Origin of the sequence: Acinetobacter bohemicus ANC 3994, from assembly GCF_000367925.1 — a bacterium.
In the GTDB taxonomy this organism is placed as follows: Bacteria; Pseudomonadota; Gammaproteobacteria; order Pseudomonadales; family Moraxellaceae; genus Acinetobacter; species Acinetobacter bohemicus.
In genome coordinates this window covers 579266-591279 of the sequence record NZ_KB849164.1, presented here as the reverse complement: position 1 = coordinate 591279, position 12014 = coordinate 579266, and the positions used below count along the sequence as shown (strand labels likewise).

At 36.8% G+C, this 12014-nt stretch carries 12 protein-coding genes; 9 read left to right on the top strand and 3 right to left on the bottom strand.

The features are described 5' to 3' along the window. Window positions 1-50: 50 nt before the first annotated feature. A complete protein-coding gene (locus F994_RS02735; protein ID WP_004648525.1) occupies window positions 51-983 on the bottom strand; it encodes a LysR family transcriptional regulator in 933 nt (310 codons plus the stop codon). A gap of 88 nt (window positions 984-1071) precedes the next feature. Between F994_RS02735 and F994_RS02730 the strand changes: the two genes are divergently transcribed. The 4 genes from F994_RS02730 (at window position 1072) to F994_RS02715 (ending at window position 4989) form a co-directional block, all read left to right on the top strand. Then, window positions 1072-1713: an alanyl-tRNA editing protein gene (locus F994_RS02730; RefSeq protein WP_004648524.1), complete on the top strand. Its 642-nt coding sequence runs from the start codon at window positions 1072-1074 to the stop codon at window positions 1711-1713. 1 nt (window position 1714) lies between these two features. Then, the gene (locus F994_RS02725) at window positions 1715-2350 is read left to right on the top strand and encodes a LysE family translocator (protein ID WP_004648523.1); all 636 of its coding nucleotides are present in this window, start codon (window positions 1715-1717) and stop codon (window positions 2348-2350) included. A gap of 400 nt (window positions 2351-2750) precedes the next feature. Continuing rightward, window positions 2751-3428 (top strand): epoxyqueuosine reductase QueH, encoded by a 678-nt coding sequence (locus tag F994_RS02720; protein ID WP_004648522.1) that lies wholly within the window; start codon window positions 2751-2753, stop codon window positions 3426-3428. A gap of 328 nt (window positions 3429-3756) precedes the next feature. Beyond that, window positions 3757-4989: an MFS transporter gene (locus F994_RS02715; RefSeq protein ID WP_034696633.1), complete on the top strand. Its 1233-nt coding sequence runs from the start codon at window positions 3757-3759 to the stop codon at window positions 4987-4989. Between the two features lie 92 nt (window positions 4990-5081). Here F994_RS02715 and F994_RS02710 read toward each other — a convergent pair whose 3' ends face one another. Together F994_RS02710 and F994_RS02705 are read right to left on the bottom strand one after the other, a co-directional pair. Further along, window positions 5082-6476 carry a methylenetetrahydrofolate reductase C-terminal domain-containing protein gene (locus tag F994_RS02710; protein WP_004648519.1) on the bottom strand — a complete coding sequence of 465 codons (1395 nt, stop codon included), beginning with the start codon at window positions 6474-6476 and terminating at the stop codon, window positions 5082-5084. 122 nt (window positions 6477-6598) lie between these two features. Next, window positions 6599-7732, bottom strand: coding sequence for a 5-methyltetrahydropteroyltriglutamate--homocysteine S-methyltransferase (locus F994_RS02705; protein WP_004648518.1), 1134 nt, complete (start codon window positions 7730-7732; stop codon window positions 6599-6601). 823 nt (window positions 7733-8555) lie between these two features. Here F994_RS02705 and F994_RS02690 point away from each other — a divergent pair. From F994_RS02690 to F994_RS02670, 5 genes are all read left to right on the top strand, one after another. Next, on the top strand, window positions 8556-9053 hold the full coding sequence (locus F994_RS02690; protein ID WP_004648514.1) for a hypothetical protein: 498 nt from the start codon (window positions 8556-8558) through the stop codon (window positions 9051-9053). Between the two features lie 271 nt (window positions 9054-9324). Continuing rightward, complete coding sequence (locus F994_RS02685) at window positions 9325-9708, top strand: hypothetical protein (RefSeq protein WP_004648513.1); 384 nt, start codon at window positions 9325-9327, stop codon at window positions 9706-9708. Window positions 9709-10891: 1183 nt separating this feature from the next. Beyond that, the gene (locus F994_RS02680) at window positions 10892-11365 is read left to right on the top strand and encodes a hypothetical protein (protein ID WP_004648512.1); all 474 of its coding nucleotides are present in this window, start codon (window positions 10892-10894) and stop codon (window positions 11363-11365) included. Window positions 11366-11441: 76 nt separating this feature from the next. Continuing rightward, window positions 11442-11687: a type II toxin-antitoxin system RelB/DinJ family antitoxin gene (locus F994_RS02675; RefSeq protein WP_004648511.1), complete on the top strand. Its 246-nt coding sequence runs from the start codon at window positions 11442-11444 to the stop codon at window positions 11685-11687. Beyond that, window positions 11677-11970, top strand: a complete 294-nt coding sequence (locus F994_RS02670; protein WP_004648510.1) for a type II toxin-antitoxin system RelE family toxin — start codon at window positions 11677-11679, stop codon at window positions 11968-11970. The genes F994_RS02675 and F994_RS02670 overlap by 11 nt, the downstream gene beginning before the upstream one ends. Window positions 11971-12014 lie beyond the last annotated feature (44 nt).

Here is a 12014-nt window from a genome sequence, read left to right as displayed (position 1 = left end):
CAACTCCATTTTTCAATTTTTGCGCTGTCATTCTTTTAAATATGAGAGGATTATTCATTTTTTAACGTGGGTTCCAATTTTAATTTTTCTGCTAAAAAATGGATAAAAACCTCTATTTTAGGCGCCAAATAGCGTGTTGGAGGATATAGCAACCACGCATCCCCACTATAGTAAGTTTTAAAATACCAGTCTGGTAATACTTGAATTAACGCTTGAGTCTCTAACGCATGCCGAGCAACAAAATACGGCAAACTGGCAATCCCCATATGCTTTAACGCTGCATCTAATCTTATGCCTGTATGGTTAGCTGAATAACGACCTTTCACAGAAACACTGGTTGTTTTATTCTCTTTTTGAAATTTCCACTTCGAGTCACTTGCCTGTTCCCCCAAATAAATACATTGATGTTCCTTTAAATCCTGAGGTTGCCGAGGCATCCCATGTTTTTCTAAATATTCAGCCGTCGCTACAATCACATGATCAATTTCAATCAGTTTTCTGCCCTTTAATCCTAATGATGGTTCATTGGTAATTCGTATGGCTAGATCGATTTCATCATCAATAAAATCTATGAGTTTATCTTCCAATAACATTTGGACATCAACCTTAGGATAGCGTTCTAAAAATTCAGGAATATGTGGGTGAAGTAAATAATGCCCCACTGCCTTAGGCACGCTGATTCGAACAGTGCCATGAGGTTCAGAATTAAACTTGCCCGAATTGTCGATAACCGCTTGAGCTGCATTCACCATTTCTAGGCAATAAGCATAAACCTGTGTTCCGCTTTCACTCAGGCGCAATTTCCGTGTCGTTCTTTGCAGTAAGCGGGTGCCAAGCGCGCGCTCCAGTCGGGATATCGCTCGACTAATTGCAGATGGCGTATTTCCAAGCTGCCGAGCGGTTTCTGAAAAGCTGCCTGTTTCTACAACTTTGACAAAAATAGCCATTTCTTGAAGCAATGAAATACTTTGATTTGTGCTCATGAGGCAAAAATGATTTGATTTTTTACTAGATTATCATTACCAAGCATCATTTATATAATCTTTTTATTCGATTTATTCAGAGATTTATATGACTCAAGCCCTCTATTTGTCAGGCAAAACCTGTGCTGACGTAAATGTAATAGACTGCAAATTAACTCAAGAGGGTCTTTTCGCAGTTCAGCTTGCTGCAACGCCTTTTCATCCTCAGGGTGGCGGACAGCCCAGTGATATTGGAAAAATTAACGCGGTCACCGTTAAGCATGTTGCTATGCAAGATAAAGAAATTATCCATTACTGCGACCAAGAAATCCCCTTAGGCAAAGCTTATGCTCAGGTCAATCTTGATAAGAGACAATATTTTAGCCGTTTACATTCAGCAGGACATTTAATTGGCCATGTAATGCAGGCCTTTGGCTGGGAGCCGATCAAAGCGCAGCACTGGCCAGAAGATTCCAAAGTGCAGTTTATAAAATCGGAAGCTGCTCAAGATATTGATGTTGCATCTCTGCAAGCCATCTGCAATCAATATATTTCTGACAATTTGCAGAAATTTATTACACAAAATGCAAATGGTTACCGTGAGATAAATTTTGGGCATCTGCCTGCATTTGCCTGCGGTGGAACCCATGTGGAATCTTTAGCTGAAATTATTGAAATCAGTATTGCCGAATATAAATTGAAGAAAGGTAAATTAACGATTCACTATAAAATTTCTGATGAGCATCCATAATATGTGGGCGCAATATGGTTCAGAGTTTTTAGCTTTGGCTTTAGTTCATTTTCTTGCAGTGCTTTTACCGGGTCCAGATTTTGCAGTGACCGTAAGGCACAGTGTCCGCTATGGCTATTTGATTGGATGCCTAACCGCGATAGGAATAGGCGCAGGGATTTCAATTCATGTTTTATATACCCTTGTTGGGGTCGGCATCATCATTCAGCAAAGTTCATGGCTACTATTTTCTTTACAAATTTGTGGAGCAATGTATTTAATCTATTTGGGATGCAGTTTATTGCGTACTCAGCCCTTTAATTATGATGCTTCAACAGAAAATATAGACAGTCTTGCTTTGAGCAAATGGAAGGCATTTATGACCGGGTTTATGACGAATGCCCTTAATCCGAAAGCAACCCTATTTTTTCTGGCCATATTTACGACCTTGGTTCGACCAACGACACCGATGAAACTTCAATTTTTTTATGGTGTTTGGATGTGTGTAGTCAATGCATTGTGGTTCATGGTTGTTGCTATTTTATTTTCTCGGCCAATGGTTCGGAATAAATTCTTAAAAGCTGGAAATAAATTTGAGAAATTTATGGGAGCAGTATTAATAATACTTGCTGTAAAACTGTTATTCACAAATATATGACTTTTAAAGTGTTCTACAATCAACATATAACACCGTATAGGTTGATTGTAGAAAGCATTTAACGGGTCAATGTATTGGCACCATCGCCATGGTGCTACACCTGCCCCATGTTGGCTACGATCCAAAATCACCAGATCTTTAGCTGAACAATTTACTGAAAAATAAGAAAAACCACCCCTATCTCGCGATTAAAATACTCCATTAAGTTCAGGTTCAAATGATAAGCCTTAAAATAAAACTGAAATAAAGTTAAAATCCAGTCAATCGTATGGATTATTCAGGTCTATTGATTTAAAGAGTGAAAATAATTTATTTTAAAATGAAAACATTTCATCAAATTCATAATTTTAAAGTACTGATAAAAACTAAAATACTCTGCTTCAATTTTTCATTATTTACTATGTCTAAGCTAAAGCGTCAAAAACTCACTCTTCCAGATGGTCATAACAAACTTCTGCTGCACTCATGCTGTGCGCCATGCTCTGGTGAAGTGATGGAAACCATGATCGAATCGGGCATCGACTTCTCTATTTTCTTTTACAACCCCAATATTCACCCCGTTAAAGAATACTTAATCCGTAAGGAAGAAAATATTCGCTTTGCTGAAAAGCACAATATTCCTTTTATTGACTGCGACTATGACACCGACAATTGGTTTGAACGTGCCAAAGGCATGGAAAATGAACCTGAAAAAGGCAGTCGCTGCACAATGTGCTTTGATATGCGTTTCGAACGTACGGCGCTCTATGCACATGAACATGGCTTTAGCCTAATCAGTAGTTCGCTGGGTATTTCTCGATGGAAAGATATGAAGCAAATTAATGGTTGTGGTATACGTGCTGCCGAGCATTATCCCGATATAACTTACTGGGACTACAACTGGCGAAAAAATGGTGGCGCTCACCGCATGATTGAAATCAGTAAAAAGGAAGAGTTCTATCAACAAGAATACTGTGGATGCGTGTATTCACTCAGAGATACCAATCGTTGGCGTATGAGCAATGGTCGCGACCGCATCAAATTAGGCGTGAAATTCTATTCCAACGCCATGGATAATGAAAAAACCAGCACCGATTAAATTGTATACCCCTGTAATCAATATTATGAGAAAGCAAGCCTTTTTCTGCTGCCCAAAACAGCCAATTTCGTTCATCCAGTAATTATGTTAGACTAGCTGCACTTTTAACACCTACGCTATGTCGTGGGTGTATTTTTTTAAATCTCCCTTTTTGAAATTGAATTGTTCTGTCTGTTCAGCGTGATCTCCCCATCGACGCTGTGCACTGTTATTACTTTTCTATTTGCAAAATTATTTTTTAATCTTCCTGCCTGTCAGGGGGTAAGGTCCTTTTATTTTAAAAAAAGTGACTTTGCGCTGACGGGGTGTAAAAACTATGTTGAAAACCATGTCTCCCCCACACATTTCTAAACTCACCTTTGCCACTTTCTTGTTTCCTTTGGCATTGGTTTTATTTGAGTTCGCTGTCTATTTGGGCAACGATTTAATTCAACCGGCCATGCTTGGCGTAACCCGTGATTTTGGCGTGAGCAGCGCTTGGGCACCCTCGTCTATGTCATTCTACCTACTTGGTGGTGGTTGTATCGCATGGCTAATGGGTCCTTTGTCGGATCGTATTGGTCGTAAGAAAATTTTATTGGCAGGTGCGCTATTTTTTGCAGTAACTTGCTTACTGATTTTATTCACACAAAATATTCAAAGTTTTTTAGGCTTACGTTTCTTACAAGGCATGGGTTTGACCGTAATTAGTGCCGTAGGTTATGCAGCCGTTCAAGAAAACTTTGAAGAACGTACTGCAATTAAAGTCATGGCAATTATGGGCAATATGACTTTATTCGCGCCGCTCTTAGGTCCTTTAGTCGGCTCATTGCTGATTGACCACGTGTCTTGGCATTGGGGCTTTATCGGAATTTCGATATTGGCTTTACTGGGTTGGTTAGGTCTCAAAGTGGCAATGCCGGCAGATCAAAAAGCGAATCTGACGCAAAAACCAATGAGCAGCATTTGGAGCGATTTTAAAATAGTCTTTAACAATAAACAGTTTGTGATCATGACCAGTGCCCTACCAATGGCTTGTTTACCAATCATGCTCTGGATTGCGTTATCGCCTGTAATGCTTGTTGAAAACCTCGGTTTCAGTGGTATGCAATATGGTATGGCGCAAGTGCCTGTATTGGGTGCACTAATCTTGGGTAGCGTGATTTTAGTGAAAATCATCGATAAATATCCACTCGGTCAAACCATTTTATTCGGTCTACCAACCATGTTAGTTGGTGCACTGATCATCCTAATGGGCTTATTCATCCCGACTTATTTTGTATGGACGCTGATTATTGGTATGACCATCATGAGCTTTGGTGAAGGGATTTGTTTCTCTGTGCTGTATCGTTTAGCCATGATGTCATCAGATGTGTCGAAAGGTACAGTTGCGTCTGCTATGTCAATGATCATGATGTTCAGCTACTTTGTCGTGCTTGAAGTATCACGCATGTTGTTTGAAGCTTATGACCTGATGGCATTTAGCTTATGTAGTTTGGCATTGGTGCTGCTGTGGTTTACTTTGCCACGCACCATGTTGAAAAAAGTGATGCTTGAGCGTAAAGAAAAAGGCCAGTTCTAATATTTTTTAAATTAGACCAAACTTAAAAAGGCGGAATCATTTTAGTGATCCCGCCTTTTTTTATAAGCTGTTTTAAATGAAACAACCACACTTTAACTGGCTTGATTTACATACCAATTTTTCCATGAACTACTGCCACGCACTTCTATCGGTACTGTCGGAATCAAGTTGTTTTTTAAAATTTGCGTTTGATCAACTGCTTTGGCAAGACGTGCTTTGACTGAGTGAATACATTCACGATCACCAAATTCACAGCGGTCTAATGTTGTTCCACCACACGGACCATTGGCGAGGCCTTTGGGACAGGTTTCAGGGCAAATATATAAGGTGTCACCTAGGCGACATTGCCCACAACTTTCACAGCCCACTACACCATGTTTACTGACAAATTCAGTTTTAAGCAGTGCTTGTGCTGCAAGCGACCCATTCCAAAACCGTGACTGGAAAATAAAATGTCCGATGCCTTTTGCGACTTTAGACTCGAACAAAGCATCATGCATTAAATTCAAATGCTGATATTTTAAAATCTGCATGGAGCTTACAGGGCGTGAATAATACGTCAGCGCCGGATAAAACTCTTTGCCTGTTTTAACTTGCCAAAGTGCATTCCACAGCAGCTCAAGTTCATCTAAACCAAGATGACGATACTCCTCAATGTAGCTCTCTAATAGCAATTGCTCTTCAGGTTTATGACATGCCGAAAGGTGTACACCTGCAAAACCTAACTGTTTACAGATTAAAATTTGTAACGCACAGCGTAGATACACCCGATCAGTCAAACCTGATTCTTTTTCTTCACCCAAGCTCTTGAGCATATGCGGTGTAATGACAATGCCCGCCACTTGATGCTTCACCATAAAATTGGCGCGTCCCAGTGTTAGTGGCATGACACAGGCGAGTAATTTTTGAGAATAGCCATGCTGGGTTAAAAATGCTTTTGCTTCTTTCAAAGCAGACAAGTCATAACCCAATTGGGTAATGATGTAATCTGCACCAACCTTCAGCTTTTTATGCAATTTTAAATACTGTGCATCACGTTCGGCTTCAGCATATTTAAACGGGTTAAATGCAACACCTACACAAAAATCACCATGTTGTTTCGCTGCCATCACGGCATTTACGGATTCAAGATAACGTGTACGCTCGCTAGAATCCTCGCCCTTGTGATGGTTCTTAAGCTTATCACCTGTGAGCAATAATAAATTTTGCTGTCCAATCGCTTGAGCATCATTTAAAAACTGCTCAAAGTCACTAATGTCGCGCCCCTTACCAGCAAAATGCAGCACTTTTTCGACGTGTTTTGGGTAAGCTTGTGCAGCAATAATCGGGGCAAGATCATCATCCGCATGGACTCGATCTGCCAAAGTCATCAATGCAGGAAAGCCAGCAAATTGAGTTTTTACAGGCAGAATCTCTTTCATTGAGCAGAGATATTCCACCAGCACACAAAACTGATTTTGAGTAAAACAAGTCGAAAGTTGAGACATAAAGGGAAAGTGATCCAGAGGATCAAGACAAAATAAAACCGAATTATAATAAAGATCGGCCTAAAGTGCATCTGATGCCACGCGATTTGGCAGCATCAGAAGTCATGCCGATACAATATAGGCTAGCCCCATACATCCTGTGCAATTTCATTCATCAGTTTAAGCTTCTTCCACTGCGTGTCATAAGAAATACGGTTGCCCTCTTCCATCGAAGCAAAACCACTTTGTGGACATAGACCCAATTGCTCAAGGGGAAGACATACTGCCGCTTGCTGAATTTTGGCAATCAGCTTCGTTTTGTCTTCAACAGTCTCTATTTTAGTCGAGATCAAGCCTAAAAAGACTTCAGCATTCGTGCCCTGTAATTTTGCTAAAGGTTCAAAACCACCTGCACGCTCGGTGTCAAATTCTAATAAGTAACGATCAATATTATGTAATTTTTCAAAAATAAAACTTTCAATCGCTGCATAGCCACCTTGATACAACCAACTCGATAAGAAATTACCACGGTTAATATGCAGTGCCACCACAAGGTCTTCAGGCTTATTGGCAAGCGCAAGATTTAAAGTCTGAACAGCAAAATCTGCTAGATCATCAGGATTCATACCCGATGCAAGCTCTTTGCCACGTTGTTCTTCATCGCACAAATAGGCCCAAAATTCATCGTTAATCTGAAGATAACGGCAACCTTGGTCATATAAGGCTTGAACTGCTTTTTGATAAGCTTGCCCTAGATCTTCAACGTATTCAGCCAAACGCTCGGCATAATGATGATTATTGCGCAAATGTGGATACAACATCATGTTGGGACTCGGCAAAGTAAATTTTGCCGTCGCAAAGCCATCAATGGCCTGATGTAAAAAACGATAATGCGCAAGACTTGGATGATCTTCTGGAAAATCAATTTTCCCAGTTACACGAACATCATAAGCTTTGCTAATAACACCTTTAAACTGTAGTCCATCACGGGTCTTATAGCCTTGAATGCCGTCAAACTGTTCAAGAAAATCGTAATGCCACCAACCACGGCGAAAGTCACCATCCGTCATAATGGTGCAGTCATTATCCAACTGAATATCAATCAGGTTATGAATTTCGGCATCTTCCACTTGACGTAATGTTTCTTCATAAATCACACGATCAGCAAAATCATAACGGGCTTTTTTCAGTTTTAATGGTCTTAAAAAGCTCCCGACATGCTCTACCTTATTATTAGCGTACTGGTTTTTTGCTGCTTGGCTCGTGTTGCTCTTCATAAATGTCGTCATTTTAAATGTAGCTTGGATTGAATCGGAGTGTGGAAGAAATGTCGAATTTAACTTTTAGATGCTGTAATTATTGAATAGTGATAAGCATCATAGACTTAACAATATTTATGCATGTTATTTAACACATTTACTGAAACATGCTCATGTTGAGGTGAACTTATTTCATGTTTTACTTCATAAAAAAGCCAGATGATGTGTCATCTGGCTGTTGGCTCGGCACATTTATTTTTTATATCCTTTTCTTATCGCCCAAATTAATTTTATTTCGTCCAAAGTAAATGCAGAATATGAATATTAAAACAATCGATAAGAAGAAAAATATTGGCACGATCGGACCCTCTGGATACTTAACTGCTATTTCAAAACCCAAACCAAGAATCATAAACAGCAGGAGGAAGGACAAAAAATGATGTGTGAAGATAGATAGCCGTGAAGGTATCTCACCATTAAAAGTTAGGAAGTATGTTTTTGGTAGAATCAAATACCAAATCATAAGAGCTGGAATCGTAACCCAAATACCCAAGCCAAATATCAAAGCGTAAATCATGGTTTTTCCTTTCTTTTTATAAAGTATTAATCAGTCTTGTTTAAGCGACTTTATTCAAAGTATCTTTTTTACTTTGATCTATCACTATTTTTTCCATTTCCAAGAAATTCTTAGCCGCAGTAGGTCGCATAAATTTCCAAAGCACCATCAATGAAACAATAAAAAAGGCAATAAAGAAAAAGAAATAAACTGTTATAGTCTGCCGCTGTCCCCTAATTGACATAATGGGACTTATACAAAATTAAAATAGGATCTTCATCTTATATGGCTAGTTATAAGGCACTTTTATCTGGTTTTATTCTAAGTATTTGCTCTTTACATATTTGGGCTCAAGAACTTAGTGAACCATTTGATAATAACTTCATAATGAAAGATGGATACTTCATGAAAAAGGATGTATGCACAAGTGATACTCTATTGGACTTTAAATCCTTTTCAATAGCTCAATTTTTAAAACACTTCAATAAAAATCAAACAGACTTAATTACAACTGATAGTGGAGATGACGCGTTATTCATTAAACCTTTTGATATTTCATATAATAATTTATTAACTTACACTAACCCTCAACCTAATGATTTTAATAGATATCGCCTAATTGTTATGGCTCTATATACACCAGTCCTTGAAGATACTTGTCTGCTAGGTTTCGGTATATTTCCAGAAGGCTGGGATGGTAAAAATTGGATCCGATTTAAGTCAAATAAAAAACTTGAGTCTAAATTTTTAGAAGATTATTTAAATTCCGAGAATCTTAAATAGAAATAAAGCGCCACACGGTGCTCTATTTCTATTTAAGACAAGCCTTGAATCAATTTAGGCTTAACTCAAATACCTTTTTAAATTGAACAAAATATGGTTCGTAAATTTTCTTTGTTAGGTTAAATAGTATGCGTGAAACGTGAATAATCATAAAAAAACCATGACAGTGCGCTGAACCCCATCATGGTTTCGGATAAAATATTGATGCTAAGTGTAAAATTTCAAGCATTTCATATAAGGTGAATTATATTAATTTTAGAAATATTTAAGTATGTGGAAAATATATAAAGAAAATAGTTCTGATCTTGGGTTTGCTATTGGCTGCCTATTTTCACAAGCAATTAATTTGATTGAGCTCAGACAATGGGTCGAATTATGTATTACTGATTTAAATCAAGATGAAATACCTCTTTATATGTTTGATCTTGTAGATTTCGAAGATTCTTTATACAAGGTTCATTTAATTATTGGATTTGTACCAAGTTCTGGACTATCCAAATCAGAAGAAACCGCTTTAGAAGGTATCTCTTATCTAAGGGGAATAGATATTTTTAACCCTATCGCTACAAAAGAAACTGCTTTGAATACCCTAAAACAAAACCTACATATATTAGAAAAATTCAAAAGAACTTTTCCTTTCGTTCAGGCTATTTAACATAATAGAGCTTATGCAGACTTGCCCTCATATTAGGGTAAACCAGAGCGGATTAACTACCATTAATTATTGGTTTTAAGTTTAAATAGGCGAGTTTTCCACATTGGGGAATTACACCATTCCCCGAAAATACCCCTAACAAAAAGCCCACTACAATGAGTGGGCTTTATTGTGTTGATTAATCAACGAATTTTGGTAGGTATAAGCAGACTCGAACTGCTGACCTCTACGATGTCAAAGACAATGCAACTTAAATAATATCAAAAACTTAAAATTTTCCTGACGTATTCTTGTCGCATTTCATAATTTTTTATACTAATTAATCTTTGTACTTACATGTAATAAAACATTGTTCAAGTAAACATTCCTTAGGCAAATATCAGGTCATATAGTCAGTGTATTTAATAAGCATCACAGCATTTATGAACAGAATATATTTGAAGGATTGAACAAATATTTCATGCCTGAATTCTTGTAATCTAAAATTTTAGGTCATAAAAAAAATAGGTTACTTTAGTTACCAAAATTAATATTAATATATATGTATATGAAATTATTAAGATTTAATTGAATTTATAAAAGTTACTTTTAGGTTACTTTTGAGTTACCAGTAACCCGATTTTTAGGTTACCACCAGTAACCTTTTAAGTTTTTGTTTTTTAATAATTAATTGATTTTTCAATTGACTTGGTAACCCAAAGTAACCTAATAAAAGTTACCAATTATTTTAATATAAATTAATAACTTATCTATTGTTTTTGATGTTGGTAACCTAAATTGAACTTTTATTTTTGGACTTATAAAATTCATTAAATAGTTCTATTTGTTCTCTATCTTTTAATTTGCATCAGATTGCATCACTTTGCATCAACTTCAACGCCTTGATATATCCTAAAATCCTTTGATAGCATAGGTTTGAGTTATTTTTACTACTGCATCAAAATAATGACTTTTAGTAAGACTGCGGAGGCGTGAGGGAACTGCGTTTGGCTAAGCCACCCCACTCTTCTACTTTAAATAGATTGAAAAATAGGATATAGATGGGTTGAAATTTACTAGATAAAAGTAATTAAGAAAGTGGAAAATTTTACTTTGGAGAAACCGGACATTTCTATTTGGGCCTTACAAAAGTAATTTCGTATAAGGTGTATTATGTTAATTTTATGGTAATTAAATAAAAAAGATGAGTGAAGCCAATAAAATTCAATTTAAAGCAGAATTAGAATTAGACTTAAAATCTCCAGAAGATATTCAAAAATGGGCCTTGGATATTTTAGAAAAAGATCCTTCCGATGAATTAGCTTTAGATATTTGTTTTCTGTCAACTTCTGAACAAGTGTTGGATTATTTTAAAAAAATATCTAAAGAAAGTTTTGATATATATCTGAAGAATAAAGTAATTGATAATTTATTAAATGATTACGTTTTAAAGAAGATTTCTAATGTCACTACTCAATACGATATTTATCCTTTTTTTCAAGACATTCTTTTTCTATCTAAATATCTGAATAATGAAGACTTAAATGCTTTAATAGATTTCTATGATGATGAAATCTATCTTGCGTTAGAAGGTTATTCTCAATCCGAGCCTATGAACGTATTTCAAAACCTTATAAGTGATCTTCTGGAATGGCAAAAACATCTCCATTTAACATAATGGCGATTATACGAACTATCTTTGTAACGCATATTGCATTACAATATTCTCATGCATTCAATAAATGGGGAAAGTGATGGCTACTGTTAATTTCAGGGTCGATGAAGCCCTTAAAGAAAAGTCTTATTCCATCCTAAAAGAACAAGGAATTGCTCCTACTGAGTTCTTTACTAATATTCTTGAATATATTGCTACGACTGGAAAGCTTCCAGTACAGAAAGCTTTACTCTCAGAGGAAGATGCTGATTTATTAGCTCTTGTTCGCAAACGTGTTAATGATCCTAAAGAGATGTTTGAGGAAATCACTTTAGATGACTTATAAGCTGTTACGTCACAAAGATTTCACTGCTGAATGGGAAAAACTTCCAGTTGCTATACGGGATCAATTCAAGAAGAAACTCGTCAAAGTCATAGAGCAACCGCATATTCCAAAGAATATGCTTCGAGGAGATCTTGCTGGCTGTTATAAAATTAAGTTGCTAAAAGCTGGAGTAAGATTGGTCTATCAAGTCAAAGATAATGAAGTTGTTATTTTGCTTATTACTGTTGGTAAACGGGCTGATAGCATAGTTTACGATGAAGCAAAAAAGCGTATTAAAGACTAAAAAATGAGAGCTTGAGGCTCTCATTTTTATGATTTCGTATAAGG